The following is a 17,195-nucleotide window of genomic DNA, read 5'->3' as shown; positions in this document are numbered from 1 at the left end:
ACAAGACAAGGAAACCCCCATGACCTCCCCTTCTGCACCCGGCGCGCATCCGCGCCGGCGGGTCGCCATCGCCGGTCTCGGTGCCGTCGGCCTCAAGATCGCCAGCGTGCTCGACCAGGGCGTGCCCGGCTGCGAGCTCGTCGCCGTCTCCGCCAACGACCGCGACAAGGCGCGCGAGCGTCTCTCGCATCTCTCCCGGCCGATCCCGGTGGTGGCGATCGAGGAGCTCGAAGCGCTCGCCGACATCGTCGTCGAATGCGCCCCGGCCGCCCTGCTGCCAGCGATCGCCGAGCCCTTCCTGCGCGCCGGCAAGACGGTGATCGTGCTGAGCTCCGGCGCAATTCTCTCGCATGAGGGCCTCATCGAGATCGCCCGCCAGCATGGTGGCCAGATCGTCGTGCCGACCGGCGCCCTGCTCGGCCTCGACGCCGTCACCGCTGCAGCCGAGGGCGTGATCCGCTCGGTCCGGATGATCACCCGCAAGCCGGTGCGCGGCCTCGTCGGCGCGCCCTATCTCATCGAGAACAACATCGCCCTCGACGATGTCAGGGAGCCGACGCGGGTGTTCAGCGGCACGCCGCGCGAGGCTGCGATCGGTTTTCCGGCCAATCTCAACGTCGCCGTCGCGCTCTCGCTCGCCGGCATCGGGCCGGACCGGACGACGCTGGAAATCTGGGCCGACCCGGCGCTGACCCGCAACACCCACACGATCGAGGTCGACGCCGACTCCGCCAGCTTCTCGATGACGATCGAGAACGTGCCGAGCGACAACCCCAAGACCGGCCGCATCACCGCACTCTCGGTCATCTCCTATCTGCGCAAGCTCGACGCTCCCCTGCGCATCGGCTCGTAAGCCAGGACTTACAAGGAACCCATCATGGATCTGGGAATTGCTGGACGCACGGCGCTCGTACTGGGTGCCGGCGGCGGGCTCGGCCGCGCCATCGCCAGGGCGCTCGCCAGGGAAGGCGCCAAGGTCGCGCTCGCCGACATCGACGAGACCGCGCTCGCCGCGACGGCCGCCGACCTCTCCGCCCTTGGCGCGCCGCATCTGGCGCGGCGCTGGGACATCGGCCGCCTCGACGAGGCCGACGGGCACCTTGCCGCGATCGGCGAGACCCTCGGCCCCGTCGACATCCTCGTCAACAACACCGGCGGTCCGCCGCCCAGCCTCGCCGCCGGCGTGCCATCGGAGACCTGGATGGCGCAGTTCCAGGCGATGGTGCTCTCCGTCATCGCGCTCACCGACAAGGTGCTGCCGGGCATGCGCGAGCGCGGCTTCGGGCGGATCGTGACCTCGACCTCCTCGGGCGTCGTCGCGCCGATCCCGAACCTTGCGATCTCGAACGCCCTGCGGCTGTCGCTGGTCGGCTGGTCGAAGACGCTGGCGCGCGAGGTCGCGGCGTCCGGCATCACCTGCAACATCATCCTGCCGGGGCGGATCGCCACCGACCGCATCCTCTTTCTCGACGAGCAGAAGGCCAAGCGCGAAGGCCGCCTGCTCGCCGACATCGTCGCCGAGAGCACGGGCTCGATCCCGCTCGGCCGCTACGGCACGCCCGAGGAATACGCCGACGCCGTCGCCTTCCTCGCCAGCGCCCGCGCCGCCTACATCACCGGCTCGGTCGTCCGGGTCGATGGCGGCTATCTCCAGAGCATCTGAAAGGGTTTGAGGTCATGACCGAACTGCCGCATCGCGACGCCACCTGGCGCGAAGACATCCGCCGCCGCTTCCTCGCCGTCGACACATCCAACGTCGCCGACGTGCTCGACACGCTCGGCCTGCCGGACCAGGGCCTCGCACCGCAATTTGCGCCCTACCCCGCGACGACCGGACGGCTCGCCGGCTTCGCCTACACCATCCGCGGCCAGATGACGCCGTTCCCGCTCGGCGGCGACGCCGAGAAGATGAAGGCCTGCCAGGGCGTCTCGCCCGGCGAGATCACGGTCTGGAGCGGCGACGGCGAAGGCATCTGCTATTTCGGCGAGCTGATCGCGATCGGCATGAAGGAGAAGGGCTGCGTCGGCGCGCTCGTCGACGGCGGTATCCGCGACATTCGCTGGATCGGCGAGCAGGCCTTTCCGGTCTATGCGCGCTATCGCACGCCGGTGCAGTCGATCGGCCGCTGGAAGGTCAATGCCAGCCAGGTCCCGGTGCTGATGCGCGGCGCGACCAGCCGCTATGTCGAGATCAAGCCCGGCGACTTCATCCTCGCCGACGATGACGGCGCCATCGTCATCCCGGCAGAGCGGATCGAGGAAGTGCTGGCCGAGGCCGAGCGGCTGACCGCCGTCGAGGTCAAGATCCGGCAGGAGCTCTCGCGCGGGCTCTCGCTCGCCGACGCCCTGGCGAAGTACGGCCACGTCTGACCGGACGCTCGACCATCGCTGGCGGTCAGGCTGTCAAAGCTTCGCGCAGCGGGACCATGAACTCGCGCGCGAGCTGCGACAGCTCCTCGTGCAGCGGATGCAGGATGGCGATCTCGTAGGAGATCGCCGGCCGGAACGGCCGGCGCACCACGTCGGCCGTGAAAGGCGCACTGACCACGGGATCGACGATCCCGACCCCGATGCCGGCGGCGACGAGCTCGCAGGCCGAGGAGAAGAACTCCGTCTCGGCGACCACATTCCAGCGCGCGCCATATTCCGAGAAGGCGGCGGCGAGCTTCTGGTAGACAGGATCGCCTCGGAACAGGCTGATGAAGGGTACGCCGTCGAGATCGGCCGGGGTGATCTCCTCGCGCTCGGCGAGGGGATGGCCGAGCGGCAGCATGCACTGGCACTGATAGCTGAAGATCTCCATCTGCGCAGTCGGATAGTCGAGCGGCAGTTCGGCGATGGCGAAGTCGAAGGTCCGCGTCGACATCAGCTCCTTCACGCTCTGCGATGCTCGCGTGATGATCTTCATCTGAAGGCCGGGCCGCTCGGCGGCGAAGACCGAGAGCAGCCGTGGCAGCAGGGCGATCGAGATGCTCGGATAGGCGGTGATGGCGAGATGGCCGCGTTTGCCGGCCCGGATCTCGCCTGCGACCCGCACGGTGTTCTCGACCGCCTCGAGCGCCCGGCTCGCCTCGGCGTAGATCAGATGCGCTTCCGGCGTCGGCTGCAGCCGCGTGCCCCGCCGCACGAAGAGCGGCACGCCGAAATCGTGTTCGAGCGCTGCGATCATCGTACTGACGCCGGGCTGCGAGATCCCCAATAGTTCGGCGACGCGCGTCATCGTGCCGTGGATCATCAGGGCACGGAAGCATTCGAGCTGGCGCAGGCGCATGCCACTTAATACGATTTTCTAATAATGAAGCCAAATCAAATTATTGGATTTGCATAACGGCTGAGCGTTTCCTTGCCGGCATAGCGAATGAGCCAGCGAGGAGATCGCCATGAACAAGCAGGTCGGAGCGCTCCAGCCGGCGCTCGAACTGATCCCGGCCCGTAGCGGCGTCGCCGCAAGGGTCAGGCGCGGCGAGAGCGTTCGCGTCGTCAACACCCATGGCAAGCAGGTGGTCGATACCTGGGCCTTCAGCGCCGCCGATGTCGACGAGCATCTGTCGATGGAGCACAGCCGGGCCGCGATCCTGAAGCTGATGCCAGCGGTCGGCGACACGCTGGTCAGCAATCGCCGCAACCCGATGCTGACCGTGGTCGAGGACACCACCCCCGGCATCCACGACATGCTGATCGCCGCCTGCGACGAGCATCGTTATCGCCAGCTCGGCGCGCACGGTCATCACGACAGCTGCACCGACAACCTCAAGGCAGCGCTCGCTGCGCTCGGCCTTGCCGTGCCGCTGACGCCGAGCCCGCTCAACCTGTTCATGAACGTGCCGGTGCGCGCCGATGGCAGCCTCGCCTTCGAGGCTCCGGTCAGCGAGCCCGGCCAGCACATCGCCCTGCGCGCCGAGATGGACCTGATCATCGTCTTCTCGGCCTGCCCGCAGGACATGGTCCCGGTCAACGCCATGCATCCGACCGACGCGCACTACCAGATCGCCTGACGGGAGGCTCGACATGCGCAAGCTGCCTTCGCTCAATGCCGTGCGCGCCTTCGAGGCGACGGCGCGCCATCTCAGCTTCACCCAGGCCGCCAACGAGCTCTGCGTCACGGTGACGGCAGTCAGCCATCAGGTCCGCCATCTCGAAGCCGTGCTCGGCCTGAAGCTGTTCGAACGCCAGGCGCGGGCGCTCGCACTGACCGCATCGGGCGAGACACTGTTCCCGCTGCTGCGCGACGGCTTCGACCGTCTCGCCGACGCCTTCGCCCTGCTCGACGATTCACGCTCGGCCGACGCGGTCACCGTCTCGACCACGCGCGCCTTCGCCGAGCGCTGGCTGATGCCACGCCTGCATGCGTTCCATGCCGCCCACCCGGCGATCACGGTCCATATCGACGCCTCCGAAGAGGTGATGGATTTGCGCGCCGAAGGCATCGATCTCGCCATCCGCTATGGCGCGGTGCCGGCCGACCAGCGCCAGAATGTTCTGCTGGAGGACAACTATATCGCCGTTGCCTCCGGCACCCTCTGCCCGGCCGGCGGCCGCACAGGCATCGCCGACATGCTCGGCCGCCCGCTGATCGGCTATCGCTGGAAGAACCGCGCGCTCGAAACCCCGGACTGGCCGGCCTGGCTGGCGCAGGCGCTTCCGGGAAAGGTGCCGGACTTCCGCCAGTCCTGGTTCAGCGAGGAGACGCTGGCGCTGCATGCCGCCGATCGCGGTCTCGGTCCGCTGCTGTGCAGCGATGTCCTCGTCGACGATGCGTTGCGCAACGGCAGCCTGGTGCGCCTCGACGGCGGCAGCCTGCCGGGCTTCGCCTTCCGGCTGGTCGAGGGCGCAACGCCGCGCAAGCGCTCGACGGTGCTGCTCCGTGACTGGCTGCGCGCCGAGGCCACCGCCTTCCGCCGGCGCGAGGCGCCCGAGCTCACCCTGCCACGGGCTGCGTGAAATAGGGCAGTTCCTCGGTCCGGACCTGGTATTCGCCGGCCGCGACCAGCCGCTCGACATAAGCGACAATCTCTTCCAGCGGCGCGAACCAGACCTGGCGCGTCGCCAGTACCTGTTCGAGCCAGCGCTCGACCACGGCCCAGCGCGCCAACCGCCCGGTCAGGAACGGGTGCCAGATCCCCATCCAGAAGCCGCCGGCCTCGTATTGTGCCTCGAATTCGGCGAAGGAGGCGGCAAGCCCCTGCTCCGGCGGCTGCACCGGCATCATGTAGCCGATCTCGGCATAGTGGGCGAAAGGCGGCCAGTCGTCCGAGCCCCAATGCGGCGGCACCTCATAGAGATATTTGCCGCCCGAACGCATCCGATAGGGGATGTCGTCGGCCATCAGCGAGGAATCATAGGAAAAGCCGTGCTCGATCAGGAGGTCGATCGTCGCCTGCGTCGCATTGTAGACCGGCGCGCGATAGCCGCGCGGCGTGCGCCCCGTCATCCGCCGGTGGATGGCGAGCGCTTTTTCGAAGGCGCGGCGCTCGGCCTCGGGCGAGATCTCGGTCGGGTCCTCATGCAGATAGCCGTGATGGCCGATCTCGTGGCCACCGGTCAGGATCGCCTCGACGGCATCGGGATAGCGCTCCATCGTCCAGCCCGGGATGAAGAAGGACTGCTTCAGGCCGAGCCGGCGATAGGTTTCGAGGATGCGCGGCACGCCGACGGTCGGCCCGTAGCGCCCCATGGTGATCGGATAGAGCCGGTTCCAGCTGTCCTTCGGCCTGGCGATATGGATCAGGCTGTCGGCATCGACGTCGAAGGTGATGGCGCAGGCGCAGCGCGCGCCGTTCGGCCACGGGATCGGATTCTGGATCAAGGTCTTTCGCCTCCCTAGGCCGCTTCGGCGCGGCGGCCGGCGATCAGCTCGTCGACCAGTCCCGGTACCGCGGCATGCGCTTCGGCGATCGAGCGCTTGTGCCGGGCGTCGCCGAACTCCTGATAGTCGATCGCGATCGTATGGATCGACTCGACGCCGAGATAGTGCGAGCAGGTCCGGATATGCGGATCAAGCTGGTTCATGTCGGCACGCACCCCGCCCGGCCCGAAGCCGAACTCGCCGCGCGAACTCAGCACCACCAGCGTCTTGCCGCTGAGAATCGGCTCGAGCGGAAAATCGCCGCGGGCCAGGTCGAAGCTGAAGGTCTTGCCGATCCGGATGATCTTGTCGAACCAGGACTTGAGCTGCGCCGGCATGCCGTAATTGTACATCGGCGTGCCCATCACGATCACATCGGCCGCGGCGAGCTCGGCGATCAGTTCGTCGGACAAGGCGAGTTCCGCCTTGTGCTCCGGCGTGCGGGCCTCCTCGGGCGTGAAGGCCGCGGCGACCCAGGCCTCGTTGAGGAAGGGCGGCGGATCACGCCCGACATCGCGGGCAATCACGTTCGCATTAGGCTCGCGGGCGAGCCAGGCCTCGACGAAGGCCCTGGACAAGGCGCGGCTGAGCGAGCGGTCGCCGCGGGCGCTGGCGTCGAGATGAAGAAGCGTCGTCATGTCAGGTCCTCACTGAGGCGGCAGGCCACCAGGCCCGCCGGTTGCAACGAAGATGGGTTGCCGCCCGTGGTCGCACCAACGAGTTTTTCTTCAGGGCTCTGAAGAGATTTTCATCACGCGTCCCGGCGACGCCAAAGGCTTACCGAAGCACTGTTTTGTGGCTTTGCCGGCCATTCCAAGAATCTCTCAAGCCGGGTTGAGCAAATCTCACTTTCCGAAGTCGGAGCGTGCTGCTGCCATCGTGCGGGATGGGCCGAAAACGATCCGAGGGGAGCCCAGTCCTCATTCCAGCACGGGAGATCAGCATGACCCTGACCAGGCGAGACATGGCCGCGGCGCTCGCGGCGAGCATCGGCCTCGCATCCCTGCCGCGATCGGCGAATGCCGCCGGCGGGCCGCTCAAGGTGGCGATCGCATTGCCGGGCAGCATCGCCGATGGCGGCTGGAGCCAGTCGGCCTTCGAGGTGCTGGCTCAGGCCCGCACGGAGCTGCAGGCCGAGACCGCCTATAGCGAGAAGGTGCACCAGCCGCAGCAGGTCGAGGTGCTCTCCGACTATGCCAGGCGCGGCTACAATCTGGTGATCGGTCATGGCGGCGAATTCCAGGATGCAGTCGACCGCGTCGCCGCGCGCTTTCCCAAGACGAGCTTCCTCGTCACCAACGGCCTGCGCCCTTCGGCCAATGTCGCGACGGCCGATTTCCACTTCTCGCAGCCGGCCTATCTGCTCGGCTTCCTGGCGGCACGGATGAGCAAGACCGGCAAGGTCGGCATCATCGCGGCGCAGAAGTTCAAGTTCACCAATGACAGCGTCGCCGGCTTCGAGGCCGGCTTCCGCGCCGCCCGCAGCGACGGCCAGGTCGTCACCACCTGGACCGGCGACTGGGACGATGTCGCCAAGGGCAAGGAAGCCGCCGTCAACCAGCTCGCCCAGGGCGTCGATATCGTCTGGCCGACCATGGACAGCGCTACTGCCGGCAGCCTGCAGGCGGTGCGCGAGAAAGGCGCGATGGCCTTCGGGCTCTATTACGACGCCATCACCAAATGGCCGGACATCATGCTGCAATCGGCCATTCTCGACGTGCGCGGCCTGCTCTTCGCCATGCTGGCCAAGGCCAAGGCCGAGGGCATCGCCGGCCGCAACTACAAGTTCGACATCACCATGCCCCAGGCTGTGCGCCTCGGCAGCTTCGGCCCGAAGGTCCCGCCCGGGACCGTCGCCGAGATCGCAGTGCTGGTCGAGCGGATGAAGTCCGGCCAGCTCGCCGTCCAGCCCGTCTGAATCAAAAGCAAGCGTGAGGCCGGCCGCGCCGCAAGAGCGCGCCGGCCAGCGAGGGAGGATCGGATGGCAGTGTCCGAGCATGACTATCTCGTCGTCGACGGCGTCTCGAAGGCGTTCGGACGTTTTCGGGCGCTGGACGGCGTCGACCTCACAGTCGCCAAGGCCAGCATCCATGCCGTCCTCGGCGAGAACGGCGCCGGCAAGACCAGCCTGATGAACGTGCTCTACGGGCTCTACCGGCCGGATGAGGGCGAGATCCGCATCGCCGGGCAGCCTATCGCGCTGCATTCCCCAGCCGATGCGATCCGCCATCGCATCGGCATGATCCACCAGCATTTCCACCTCGCCGAGGCGCTGAGCGTCACCGAGAACATCGTCCTCGGCCTCGGGAGACCGCTGGCGCGATTGCGGCTGGCCGAGCACGCGGCGCGCATTGCCGAGATGAGCCGGCAGATCGGCTTCGAGGTCGACCCCGCCGCCGAGGTCTGGCGCCTGCCGATGGGGATGCGCCAACGCGTCGAGATCCTGAAGGCGCTCTATCGCGGCGCCGACATCCTCGTCCTCGACGAGCCGACTTCGGTGCTGGCGCCGAGCGAGGTCGACGGCTTTCTCGCCAGTCTCCGGCGCCTGCGGGCCGACGGCACCACCATCCTCTTCGTCACCCACAAGCTCGAGGAGGTCATGGCGGTTGCCGACGAGGCCTCGGTGATGCGCGCCGGCAAGGTCGTGGCCCGCCGCCGCATCATCGACACCTCGCCAAGGGAATTATCGCATCTGATGATTGGGCGGGAGCTCGCGGTCGAGCCGACCACCCGCAGCACGAGCCCCGGCGCGGACCGCCTGGTCTTGCGCGACCTCGTCGCCGACAATGACCGCGGAACCCGCGCGCTGGACGGATTATCGCTCACCGTCCGCGCCGGCGAGGTGGTCGGCCTCGTCGGCATCGACGGCAACGGCCAGCGCGAACTCGCCGAGGTCATCACTGGATTGCGGCCGCTGATCTCCGGCGAGATGACGGCCGATGGCCGCGATCTCCGCCCGCTCGATGCCCGCTCCCGCCAGCGCGAGGCCAGGGTCGGCTTCGTGCCCGAGGATCGCCACGGCACCGGCCTCGTGCTCGACCATTCGGTCGAGACCAACCTCGTCCTGCGCTCCTTCGACCTGCCACCCGTCTCGCGCCACGGCCTGCTCGACCGCGCGACGATCGCGGCGACGGGCAAGCGGCTGGCGGCGGAGTACGACATCCGCCTGCGCTCGCCGCGGCAAGCGGCGCGCGACCTTTCCGGCGGCAATCAGCAGAAGATCATCCTGGCGCGCGAGATCGAGGCCGCGCCGCGCATCCTCGTCATCGCCCAGGCGACCAAGGGACTTGATCTCGGCGCCATCGCCTTCGTCCAGCGCCAGATCCTGGCGCAACGCGAGAAGGGCGTCGCCATCCTCTACATCTCGACCGAACTGGAGCATGTCATGGAGGTCGCCGACCGTATCGGCGTTATCTGCGCCGGCCGCATCACCGGCGAATTGACGCCGCAGGAAGTCAGCGCCGAGCGCATCGGGCTGCTGATGGCCGGCATCGCCGCGGAGCGCGCAGCATGAGCACGCTTCTCGACATCGCCATCCGCCTGCGCAGCCTCTGGGCGACGCTGATTGCATTGCTGCTCGGCGCCCTGCTGATCGGGCTTGCCGGACACGACCCGCTGACCGCCTATGCCGTGCTCTTCCGCGAGGGCTTCGCCGATTATTGGGGCTTCGCGAACACGCTGGTGAAGGCGAGCCCGATCGTGCTGGCCGCCCTCGCCGTCTGCCTGCCCTACCGAGCCGGCCTCTACAATATCGGCGGGGAAGGCCAGATCTATATCGGCGGCCTCTGCGCCACGCTGGCGGGGCTTGGCCTGCCGGATTGCCCGCCCTGGCTCGGCATTCCGCTCGTCCTGGCGAGCGCCGTGATCGGCGGAGCGGCCTGGGCCGCGATCGCAGGCGCGCTGAAGGCGTATCGCGGCGTCAACGAGGTCATCGTCACCCTGCTGCTCAACTTCGTCGCGATCCACATCGTCAGCTATGCCGTCAGCGGCCCGCTGCTGGCGGAAGGGGCGCCCTATCCGTTCTCCGAGCAGTTGCCCGCCAACCTGCATTTGCCGATGCTGCTGCCGCAGACCGACGCCCATCTCGGCGCGCTCTTCGGCCTCGTGCTGGCGCTCGTCCTGCACGTTCATTTCAGCCGAACCAGCCATGGCCTCGCACTCGATGTGATCGGCCGTAACCCGCAAGCCGCGCGCTATGCCGGCATCGCGGTCGAGCGCCAGATGGTCGTCGCGATGGCGCTCGGCGGCGGTCTTGCCGGTCTTGCCGGCGGGCTCGAGATCGTCGGCCTGAAATACCGGCTCTTCCATCTGTTCAGCGCCGGCTACGGCTTCGACGGCATCGTCGTCGCCTTCATGGCAGGTGCACAGCCGCTGCTGGTGCCGCTCGCCGGACTGCTGATCGCGGCGTTGAAGGCTGGGTCCGGCAGCATGCAGCGCGCCATCGGCCTCGACGGCAGCATCGTCGAGGCGATCCTCGGCCTTGTGGTGATGAACGTCGCTGCCGGCCTTGCCTGGAAGCCTTCGCCGGCGTCGTTGCTCGCCTTCCTCCGTTCGAAACCGGCAGCGGGCGAGCCGGTCAACCTCAGCACGCGAAAGGCCGTGCCATGACCGATCTTGCTTTCGACGCCGCCTTCTTCGCAGCCTTGCTGGCGGCTTCCGTCCGCCTTGCCATGCCGATCGCCTTCGCCGCACTGGGCGGCGTCATCGCCGAGCGCAGCGGTGTCTACAACATCGCGCTCGAAGGCCTGATCCTCACCGGCGCACTCGCCGCGGCCGCCGGAGCCCATGCGACGGGCATGCCGCTCATCGGCCTCGTCGCCGGCATCGCCGCAGGCGCGGTCGGCGGCCTCCTCGTCGCCCTGCTGACCGTGACCTTCCGGGTCAACCAGCTCGTCGCCGGCATTGCCGTCAATATCTTCTGTGCCGGGCTGATGGCCTTTCTTGCACGTGCGGTCTTCGGACTCACCACCAGCACGCAGGTCGCTGGATTCCCGGCGCTCGATCTCGGGCCACTGTCTGGCTTGCCGATCCTGGGGCCGGCCTTGTTCGCACATGATGCGCTGACCTATGCCTTCGTCGCGCTCTGCCTGCTCGTCGCCGCCCTGCTCTTCCTGACGCCCTGGGGACTCGCCCTGCGCGCGATCGGCGAGAACCCGCGTGCCGCCGACAGCGCCGGCCTGCCGATTATCCGTATCCGCTATCTCGCACTCATGCTCTCCGGCATGCTCGCGGCGCTCGGCGGCTGCCATCTCGTCCTGGCGCAGGTCCACATCTTCTCGGACGGGATGAGTGCCGGGAAAGGCTTTCTCGCGCTCGCCGCGGTCATCCTCGGCCGCTGGCATCCGGCCGGCGTCGCGCTGGCCGCGCTGTTCTTCGGGCTCTGCGATGCGCTGCAGTTTCGGCTGCAGTTCGCCATTCCCGGCGTGCCCTACCAGATCTTCCAGATCCTGCCCTATCTGGTTTCGATCGCAGCGCTCGCCTGGACGATCGGGCATTCGCGCCAGCCGGCGGCAGCGGGGCAGGCTTACCTGCGCGAGCAGCGCTAGCTGCTCGCCGATCGGCTTTGGATCACCCGGAGTTGCGACCTCAAGGCTTGCGGATGAACGCCCGGCCAGACCTCAGCGCAGCACGCGGCGCAGGCCCGATAGCCGGTCGATGACGACCATCACCACGATGGAGATCAGGATCAGCGAGCTGGCGAGCGCCGCCCCGACGGCGTCGTACTGGAACTTGATGTAGGAGAAGAGCTCGACCGGCAGCGGCGTCCAGCCCGCCGGCGCCAGGAAGACCGAGATCGGGAAGTCGTTCCAGGACAGGACGAAGCAGAGCACCAGGCTCGATACCAGGCCCGTCCTGATCACCGGCAGGGTGATCGAGACCATCGTCCGCACCGGCCCCGCCCCGACATTGCGCGCGGCTTCCTCGAGCGAGAGATCGAAATTCTGCATGCTCGCCGTCAGGATGCGGACGGCGAAGGGCAGGACATGGATCGAATGCCCGATGACCAGCGCCGGAATGCCGGAGCCGAAGCCGAGCCGGGCGAAGAAGACATAGAGGGCAAGGCTGAAGATCGTCGTCGGGATCAGCAGCGGCGACATGATCAGGAGGTTGATCAGCGCCTTGCCGCGGAAATCGTAACGGACCATCGCCAGCACGACCATGAAGGCCAGCGCATTGGCGATCAGGGTCGCCGCCACGCCGAGCCAGAGGCTCACCCCCATCCCGCGCACGAAGCTGTCGGAGGTCCAGGCCTGGCGGAACCATTCCAGCGTGAAGCCGGAGGGCGGCAGGATGAACTCCTGCGGGTTCACCGAGACCAGGAGGGTGATCAGGATCGGGAAGAACAGGAAGCCCATCGCCAGATAGGTGACGAGCCGCAGCGCCAAGGCACCCAGGTCGAGCCGCATCATCGCTTCGCCTCCAGCCGGTTGAGGATCAGCTTGCCGAACAGGAAGGCCATGCCGGTCAGGATCGTCGCATTGGCCAGGATCATGATCACCGACAGGCTCGACGCGAAGGGCAGGTCGTTGTTGAGCAGCGCCTCGCGGTAGATCACGAGGCCGATCATCTGCGTATCGTTGGCGCCGACCATCAGCGGCACCGCAAAGGCCGAGAAGTTCAGGGTGAAGACGATCACCAGGCCGGCATAGAGGCCAGGCAGCGTCAGCGGGAAGGTGATGCTCCAGAAGGCGCGCCAGCGATTGGCGCCGACATTGCGGGCCGCCTCGACGAAGGACGGGTTGATGCGCTCGATCGAGTCCAGCAGCGAGAGCACGATATAGGGCATGCCGATATAGACCAGCAGGATGATCACGCCCTTGAGGTCCCACATATAGCGGACCGGCTGGTCATACACGCCGATCGCGATCATCAGCGAGTTCAGCAGGCCGCCGCCGCGGAAGATCACGATCCAGCCATAGACCAGGGTGACGAGGCCGATCAGCAGCGGCGCGAGCACCATCGTCATCAGGATGCTCTTCTGCAGCCCGCGCGTCCCGGCGATGTAGAGCGCGACGGGATAGCCGAGCAGCACCGAGATCGCTGTCGCGATGATGGCGATGCGGATCGAGAACCAGAGCGTGTTGATCAGGTACCAGGAGCTGCCGAGGAAGCGGACATAATTGTCCATGGTCAGGGCAGAGACCATGTAGGCGCCGTCGACGCCCTGATTGAAGCTGGTCCGCGCCACCCAGAGCAACGGCATGACCACGAAGATCAGCAGCGCCACCATCGCCGGAGCGAGCAGGAGCGGAGCGGCAGCCCCCTTCCTCACGGCCGGCCTCCCTCGCTGCGGATCAACCTGAAATCGCCGGGCTCGACGCCGATGCGAACGTCATCGCCGATCGCAGCCGCGCCGCCCGCATGATGCGTCTCGACATAGACGCTCTCGCCGCCGTCGAGCTGGACGGTGTAGCGGATCGTCGGGCCGTAATATTCGACGAAGCTGATTCGGCCGGGAAAGACGTTGGGCCCGTCCTGACCGGGCGGATAGATCCGGATGCGCTCGGGACGCAGCAGCACGCGGACCTGCTCGCCGATAGTGGCCGACAGCGACACCGCGACCCGCAAATCGAGATTGCCGCGGGTGCGCACGGTCAGAACCCCGCCCGACGCTGCCGTGACCAGCCCATCGAAGAAGTTCGTGGTGCCGACGAAATCGGCGACGAATTCCGACTGCGGATCGTCATAGACCTCGGCCGGGCGGGCGATGCGGGCGATCTTGCCGCGATTCATGATCACGACCCTGTCCGACATCGACAGCGCCTCTTCCTGATCATGGGTGACGTAGAGCGTCGTCATCTTCAGGCGCGACTGCAGCTGCTTCAGCTCGCGCCGCATCGCGACGCGCAAGGCGCGGTCGAGATTGCTGAGCGGCTCGTCCATCAGGAGGAGTTGCGGCTCGAGCGCCAGCGCCCGAGCCAAGGCGACCCGCTGCTGCTGGCCGCCCGAGAGCTGGCGCGGCAGGCGGTCCTCATAGCCGGACAGGCCGGTGACCCCGAGCGATTCCTCGATCTTGCGGGCGATGAAGGCCCTGTCGCGCTTGCGCAGCTTCAGGCCGAAGGCGACGTTCTCGGCGACCGTCATATGCGGCCACAATGCGTAGTTCTGGAAGACGAAGCCGACCTCGCGCTTCTCCGGCGGCAGATGGGTGACATCCCGGCCATTGACCCGGATGGTGCCATCGCTCGCCATGATGAAGCCGGCGATCATCCGCAGGGTCGTGGTCTTGCCGCAGCCGCTGGGACCGAGCAGCGAGACGAACTCGCCATGGCCAACGTCGAAGGAGACGTCGTCGACTGCCGTGACGTCGCCATAGCGCCTGCAGACGGAAGCGACCTGGATGGCCTTGTCTTGTGATGCGTTCATGTCATCCGCTTTGCCGGATAAAGGCGTCGTCGAAGCCTGGACCGGCGTGCCCGACGAGCGGGCGACGCCTTGCGAGGATTGTGGCGCCTGCCCGCTCGTCCGGCAGGCGCTTGCGAGCGCGCTCATTTGCTCGTCATCTGGTTGAGCTGGTTCTGCCACTTGGCCTTGTTGGCCGTGATCTTCTCCTGATCGGGCAGGAACAGCCGCTTGAACTGCTCGTTCTGGACCAGCAGGTCGCGGTACTGGAAGTCGGCCGGGATCGGCGCGTTCTGCACGGTCGGGGCGTAGAGATTGCGCGTCGCAAAGGCGATCTGAACCTCGGGGCTCAGCACATAGTCGACGAAGGCCTGCGCCTTGGCCGGGTCCTTGGCCGCCTTGGTGATGTTGATCGTGCTGATCAGCGGGAAGGTGCCCTCGGTCGGGCGGGCGAACTTGACGTTCTTGGCGCCCTTTTCCAGCAGCTCCTTCATGCGCCCGGTCGCCAGCATGCCGAGCCAGGCGTCCTGCGTCTGGAACAGCGAGACCATCTGGCTCTCGACATCGAGCGAACCGATCAGGTTGCCGCCCTTGATCAGCGCCGCCATCCGGTCGAGGCCCGGCTGGATGGTGTCGATGCCACCGCCGTTCCGTTCGGCCTGCTGCACGGTCAGGCTGAGCGTCGGGATGTGCTCGAAGCCGTAGATGACGACATGGTTCTTGTAGTCCGGCTTCCAGAGCTCGTCCCAGCTTGTCGGCGCAGCCTTCACCTTGTCGGCGTTATAGGCGAGCACGTAATCGCCGACATTGACGAAGACCGTATAGGGCGAGTGGACCGCGTTCGGGTACAGGTTCGCCATGTTCGGGATCTTGGCCTTGTCGAGGGCCAGCCACAGGCCTTCCTTCTCGCCGGCGATCGAGTTCAGCAGCGTGTTGGTGGCGACATCGACCTGGCCGAGCCGCGCCTTGACGAGATGGTCGGGGCTGGCGCCGACGACCCACTCGATCTTGCAGCTATGGGCCTTCTCGAAGCCGGCCGCGACCGATTCATAGGTCTTCTGATAGCTGCCACCCCAGGTGGTGACCCTGAGCTTGCACTCCTGGGCCAGCGCGGGAGAGGTCAACGCGCCGAGCGTCCCGGCGAGCAGCAAAGCCGAAATCGTCCTGTTCATTTTGGAATCCCCGATTCTTGGTTGCAGTCAGATCCGCAGCAGCCCTCTTCTGTCGGAGGGTTCAAATGGCCGGCGCTGCCTGGCGGCGCCGGAAGAGCCTGCCGCCCATGGCGGCAGGGGCAGTCAGTGCTTCGCCTTGCGGCGGTTCCTGAGATCGGTCAGCGAATAGCGCGAGTGGATCGCTTCCTGGTCGACGCACATCTCGATCAGCGCCGGCTTGCCGGACGCCAGGCAGCGCTCGAAGGCCGGCGCGAACTCATCGGTCCGGGTGACGCGCTCGGCATGGGCGCCATAGGCCAGCGCCAGCGCATGGAAGTCGGGATTGACCAGCTGGGTGCCGTTGACGCGGCCCTCGAGGCGGTTCTCCTCGTGGATGCGGATCGTGCCGTACATGTTGTTGTTGAACAGCACGACGATCACCGCCGCCCCGTACTGCACGGCCGTCGCCAGCTCTTCCGAGCTCATCTGGTAGCAACCGTCACCGACGAAATCGACGACCACCCGCTCGGGATGGAGGAGCTTGGCCGAGATCGCCGCCGGCAGGCTGTAGCCCATCGAGCCGCTGATCGGGCCGAGCTGCGTGTGCAGCCGGTAATGCGCGAAATAGCGCTGGCTCCAGGTCGCATAGGCCCCGACGCCGTTGGTGACGATGGCGTCCTCGGGCAGGCGCTGGCGCAGCCATTTCATCAGTTGCGGCAGGTCGATCTCCCCCGGGCAAGGGCGGGGCGTCGTCTCGATCTCGAAGGTCTTGCGCAGGGTGGCCGTCCACGCGCTGCGCACTGCGTGCTCGACCGGCGCATGGCCGGCGAGCCGGCGGGCGAAGGCGCCGTTGTCGGCGAGCAGCGCGAGGTCGACCTGGAAGACCCGGTTGAGCTCGTCGAAGCTGCTGGTGACGTGAACGAACTTCTGCTTGGGCACCGGGATGTCGAAGAGCGTGAACCCTTCCATGTAGCCGGCGCCGATCGTGTTCACGTCGCTGAGCGCGTCGTTGCACATGATGACGAAGTCGGCGTCCTTGACATGGGCCAGCAGCGCCGGGTTCGAGCCGATGCCGATCTCGCCGACATAGCAGGGCAGGCGATGGTCGATGATGTCGCGCCGCCGGAAGGTGGTGACGACCGGGACGTTGTTGGCAACAGCGAAGGCCTGGATGTCGTCCCGCGCGGCCTCCGTCCAGCCGGAGCCGCCGACGATCAGCAGCGGCCGTTCAGCCGATGACAGCATGGCGAAGATCTGCTCGACCGCCGCGTCGGAAGGCTCTCCGGCTGAGGCGGGTACGCTCGGCTTGCCCGGCGCGACCTCGCATTCCTCCTCGAACACATCTTCCGGCACGACCAGCACGACCGGTCCCATCCGGCCAGTCATCGCCGTCTGGTAGGCGCGCTGCACGAATTCCGGGATGCGCCTGGGGTCGTCGATCTGGGCGACCCATTTCGTCATCGGCGCGAACATGGTGCGGAAGTCGTAGGCCATGAAGGCTTCGCGCTCCATCAGCGCGCGCTTCACCTGGCCGACGATCAGGATCATCGGCGATGAATCCTGATAGGCGGTGTGGACGGCGTTGACGGCGTTGGTCGCGCCCGGGCTACGGGTGACGAAGGCGATGCCGGGGCGGCCGGTCAGCTTGCCATAGGCCTCGGCCATCTGCGCCGCGCCGTTTTCGTGCCGGCAGCTGATCGCGCGGATCTCGGGATAGCGCACGCCGAGCGCATCGAGCGCGCAGAGGAAGCTCTCGCCGGGAACGTGGTAGATGATCTCCGCGCCGTTGAGCTTCAGCTCGTCGGCGAGGATCTCGCTCCCTTTTCTCATCACCATGATGTCGGTTTCCGCTTGAG

At 67.0% G+C, this 17,195-nt stretch carries 17 protein-coding genes; 9 read left to right on the top strand and 8 right to left on the bottom strand.

Annotation, left to right across the window (positions count from 1 at the left end; genetic code table 11):
• Nucleotides 1-19: 19 nt before the first annotated feature.
• Genes AC1DS0_RS07940 through AC1DS0_RS07930 form a run of 3 tightly spaced genes read left to right on the top strand, consistent with a single transcriptional unit; the run spans nt 20 to nt 2,370 of the window.
• Complete coding sequence (locus AC1DS0_RS07940; protein WP_476813829.1) at nt 20-853, top strand: aspartate dehydrogenase; 834 nt, start codon at nt 20-22, stop codon at nt 851-853.
• A gap of 24 nt (nt 854-877) precedes the next feature.
• Nucleotides 878-1,663 carry an SDR family oxidoreductase gene (locus tag AC1DS0_RS07935; protein WP_476813828.1) on the top strand — a complete coding sequence of 262 codons (786 nt, stop codon included), beginning with the start codon at nt 878-880 and terminating at the stop codon, nt 1,661-1,663.
• A gap of 14 nt (nt 1,664-1,677) precedes the next feature.
• Nucleotides 1,678-2,370, top strand: coding sequence for an RraA family protein (locus AC1DS0_RS07930; protein WP_476813827.1), 693 nt, complete (start codon nt 1,678-1,680; stop codon nt 2,368-2,370).
• Between the two features lie 25 nt (nt 2,371-2,395).
• On the opposite strand, the gene AC1DS0_RS07925 is transcribed toward AC1DS0_RS07930, so the two are convergent.
• Nucleotides 2,396-3,271 (bottom strand): LysR substrate-binding domain-containing protein, encoded by an 876-nt coding sequence (locus AC1DS0_RS07925; protein WP_476813826.1) that lies wholly within the window; start codon nt 3,269-3,271, stop codon nt 2,396-2,398.
• A gap of 109 nt (nt 3,272-3,380) precedes the next feature.
• Between AC1DS0_RS07925 and AC1DS0_RS07920 the strand changes: the two genes are divergently transcribed.
• Together AC1DS0_RS07920 and AC1DS0_RS07915 are read left to right on the top strand one after the other, a co-directional pair.
• Nucleotides 3,381-3,995 carry a DUF1989 domain-containing protein gene (locus tag AC1DS0_RS07920; RefSeq protein WP_476813825.1) on the top strand — a complete coding sequence of 205 codons (615 nt, stop codon included), beginning with the start codon at nt 3,381-3,383 and terminating at the stop codon, nt 3,993-3,995.
• A 13-nt stretch (nt 3,996-4,008) separates the two neighbouring features.
• The gene (locus tag AC1DS0_RS07915) at nt 4,009-4,941 is read left to right on the top strand and encodes a LysR family transcriptional regulator (protein WP_476813824.1); all 933 of its coding nucleotides are present in this window, start codon (nt 4,009-4,011) and stop codon (nt 4,939-4,941) included.
• On the opposite strand, the gene AC1DS0_RS07910 is transcribed toward AC1DS0_RS07915, so the two are convergent.
• Together AC1DS0_RS07910 and AC1DS0_RS07905 are read right to left on the bottom strand one after the other, a co-directional pair.
• A complete protein-coding gene (locus AC1DS0_RS07910; RefSeq protein WP_476813823.1) occupies nt 4,919-5,806 on the bottom strand; it encodes a polysaccharide deacetylase family protein in 888 nt (295 codons plus the stop codon). The genes AC1DS0_RS07915 and AC1DS0_RS07910 overlap by 23 nt on opposite strands.
• Before the next feature lie 14 nt (nt 5,807-5,820).
• Nucleotides 5,821-6,483, bottom strand: coding sequence for an FMN-dependent NADH-azoreductase (locus AC1DS0_RS07905; protein ID WP_476813822.1), 663 nt, complete (start codon nt 6,481-6,483; stop codon nt 5,821-5,823).
• A gap of 305 nt (nt 6,484-6,788) precedes the next feature.
• Between AC1DS0_RS07905 and AC1DS0_RS07900 the strand changes: the two genes are divergently transcribed.
• From AC1DS0_RS07900 to AC1DS0_RS07885, 4 genes are all read left to right on the top strand, one after another.
• Nucleotides 6,789-7,763 (top strand): BMP family protein, encoded by a 975-nt coding sequence (locus AC1DS0_RS07900; RefSeq protein ID WP_476813821.1) that lies wholly within the window; start codon nt 6,789-6,791, stop codon nt 7,761-7,763.
• A gap of 63 nt (nt 7,764-7,826) precedes the next feature.
• On the top strand, nt 7,827-9,359 hold the full coding sequence (locus AC1DS0_RS07895) for an ABC transporter ATP-binding protein (protein WP_476813820.1): 1,533 nt from the start codon (nt 7,827-7,829) through the stop codon (nt 9,357-9,359).
• Entirely contained in the window at nt 9,356-10,453 is a 1,098-nt protein-coding gene (locus AC1DS0_RS07890; RefSeq protein WP_476813819.1) for an ABC transporter permease, read from the top strand. The genes AC1DS0_RS07895 and AC1DS0_RS07890 overlap by 4 nt, the downstream gene beginning before the upstream one ends.
• Complete coding sequence (locus AC1DS0_RS07885) at nt 10,450-11,391, top strand: ABC transporter permease (protein WP_476813818.1); 942 nt, start codon at nt 10,450-10,452, stop codon at nt 11,389-11,391. The genes AC1DS0_RS07890 and AC1DS0_RS07885 overlap by 4 nt, the downstream gene beginning before the upstream one ends.
• A 72-nt stretch (nt 11,392-11,463) precedes the next feature.
• Here AC1DS0_RS07885 and AC1DS0_RS07880 read toward each other — a convergent pair whose 3' ends face one another.
• The 5 genes from AC1DS0_RS07880 to AC1DS0_RS07860 all read right to left on the bottom strand — a co-directional run bounded on the left by AC1DS0_RS07880 (nt 11,464) and on the right by AC1DS0_RS07860 (nt 17,169).
• Nucleotides 11,464-12,255: an ABC transporter permease gene (locus tag AC1DS0_RS07880; RefSeq protein ID WP_476813817.1), complete on the bottom strand. Its 792-nt coding sequence runs from the start codon at nt 12,253-12,255 to the stop codon at nt 11,464-11,466.
• Nucleotides 12,252-13,118: an ABC transporter permease gene (locus AC1DS0_RS07875; RefSeq protein ID WP_476813816.1), complete on the bottom strand. Its 867-nt coding sequence runs from the start codon at nt 13,116-13,118 to the stop codon at nt 12,252-12,254. Before AC1DS0_RS07875 ends, AC1DS0_RS07880 begins: the two co-directional genes overlap by 4 nt.
• A complete protein-coding gene (locus AC1DS0_RS07870; protein ID WP_476813815.1) occupies nt 13,115-14,212 on the bottom strand; it encodes an ABC transporter ATP-binding protein in 1,098 nt (365 codons plus the stop codon). Before AC1DS0_RS07870 ends, AC1DS0_RS07875 begins: the two co-directional genes overlap by 4 nt.
• A gap of 122 nt (nt 14,213-14,334) precedes the next feature.
• Complete coding sequence (locus AC1DS0_RS07865) at nt 14,335-15,360, bottom strand: extracellular solute-binding protein (protein ID WP_476813814.1); 1,026 nt, start codon at nt 15,358-15,360, stop codon at nt 14,335-14,337.
• Nucleotides 15,361-15,483: 123 nt separating this feature from the next.
• On the bottom strand, nt 15,484-17,169 hold the full coding sequence (locus AC1DS0_RS07860; RefSeq protein WP_476814021.1) for a thiamine pyrophosphate-binding protein: 1,686 nt from the start codon (nt 17,167-17,169) through the stop codon (nt 15,484-15,486).
• Between the last annotated feature and the right edge of the window lie 26 nt (nt 17,170-17,195).

It is taken from the genome of Allobosea sp. P4_H5, assembly GCF_056400825.1.
Note: the sequence above shows the minus strand (reverse complement) of the source record. Positions and strands in the feature narration are given on the sequence as shown.

Bases quoted from the DNA above. Each gene is read 5' to 3' on its own strand.
- AC1DS0_RS07925 (WP_476813826.1), bottom strand. From the start codon at position 3,271: ATGCGCCTGCGCCAGCTCGAATGCTTCCGTGCCCTGATGATCCACGGC.
- AC1DS0_RS07900 (WP_476813821.1), top strand. From the start codon at position 6,789: ATGACCCTGACCAGGCGAGACATGGCCGCGGCGCTCGCGGCGAGCATC.
- AC1DS0_RS07940 (WP_476813829.1), top strand. From the start codon at position 20: ATGACCTCCCCTTCTGCACCCGGCGCGCATCCGCGCCGGCGGGTCGCC.
- AC1DS0_RS07915 (WP_476813824.1), top strand. From the start codon at position 4,009: ATGCGCAAGCTGCCTTCGCTCAATGCCGTGCGCGCCTTCGAGGCGACG.
- AC1DS0_RS07870 (WP_476813815.1), bottom strand. From the start codon at position 14,212: ATGAACGCATCACAAGACAAGGCCATCCAGGTCGCTTCCGTCTGCAGG.
- AC1DS0_RS07930 (WP_476813827.1), top strand. From the start codon at position 1,678: ATGACCGAACTGCCGCATCGCGACGCCACCTGGCGCGAAGACATCCGC.
- AC1DS0_RS07920 (WP_476813825.1), top strand. From the start codon at position 3,381: ATGAACAAGCAGGTCGGAGCGCTCCAGCCGGCGCTCGAACTGATCCCG.
- AC1DS0_RS07880 (WP_476813817.1), bottom strand. From the start codon at position 12,255: ATGATGCGGCTCGACCTGGGTGCCTTGGCGCTGCGGCTCGTCACCTAT.
- AC1DS0_RS07865 (WP_476813814.1), bottom strand. From the start codon at position 15,360: ATGAACAGGACGATTTCGGCTTTGCTGCTCGCCGGGACGCTCGGCGCG.
- AC1DS0_RS07890 (WP_476813819.1), top strand. From the start codon at position 9,356: ATGAGCACGCTTCTCGACATCGCCATCCGCCTGCGCAGCCTCTGGGCG.
- AC1DS0_RS07905 (WP_476813822.1), bottom strand. From the start codon at position 6,483: ATGACGACGCTTCTTCATCTCGACGCCAGCGCCCGCGGCGACCGCTCG.
- AC1DS0_RS07885 (WP_476813818.1), top strand. From the start codon at position 10,450: ATGACCGATCTTGCTTTCGACGCCGCCTTCTTCGCAGCCTTGCTGGCG.
- AC1DS0_RS07935 (WP_476813828.1), top strand. From the start codon at position 878: ATGGATCTGGGAATTGCTGGACGCACGGCGCTCGTACTGGGTGCCGGC.
- AC1DS0_RS07895 (WP_476813820.1), top strand. From the start codon at position 7,827: ATGGCAGTGTCCGAGCATGACTATCTCGTCGTCGACGGCGTCTCGAAG.
- AC1DS0_RS07860 (WP_476814021.1), bottom strand. From the start codon at position 17,169: ATGAGAAAAGGGAGCGAGATCCTCGCCGACGAGCTGAAGCTCAACGGC.